The following is a 459-nucleotide window of genomic DNA, read 5'->3' as shown; positions in this document are numbered from 1 at the left end:
ATGACTACCTCGTTGGCAACGTCGCGACGAACTTCCGGCTGCCACAGCGTGACATCCGTCGAGCAGTCAAAACCGCCCGGTATCTCTGTCGGACGGGGACTGATGTCGACGATATCGACGAACTCGACGAACTCGAAGCGCTCGAAGAGACGGACGCCTTCGCGGGCGAAACCGACGCCTTCGCCCCCGTCGATGGTAAACTTGAGCGCGACCATCTCTACGAAGCGTGCAAACGCTACTCGGCGAGCAACCTTGAGGCGCTGGCCGAACTGATAACACTGAGAAAAAACGCGGTGATCAACAGCCACTCCCTGTCTTCGACCCGCTACCGCTTCTCGTCGATCACCTCCACCGCCACGTCGTCAGGTCCGGGTCCGATCACGACGCGATAGCCTTCGTACTCGAAGCCAACGAGGGCGTTCCCGCCAGATTCAAGCACCGCAGCCAGTGCCTCTGGAT

The 459-nt window shown here is 60.1% G+C and carries 2 pseudogenes; one reads left to right on the top strand and one right to left on the bottom strand.

From position 1 onward, the window contains the following. Positions 1-269, top strand: a pseudogene (locus C482_RS22125) (hypothetical protein); the annotation flags it as partial. A 56-nt stretch (positions 270-325) separates the two neighbouring features. Here C482_RS22125 and C482_RS22935 read toward each other — a convergent pair. After that, positions 326-459: pseudogene (locus tag C482_RS22935) on the bottom strand (HalOD1 output domain-containing protein); the annotation flags it as partial.

Origin of the sequence: Natrialba chahannaoensis JCM 10990 (genome assembly GCF_000337135.1) — an archaeon.
In the GTDB taxonomy this organism is placed as follows: domain Archaea; phylum Halobacteriota; class Halobacteria; order Halobacteriales; family Natrialbaceae; genus Natrialba; species Natrialba chahannaoensis.
This window is presented reverse-complemented; position numbering and strand designations above follow the sequence as displayed.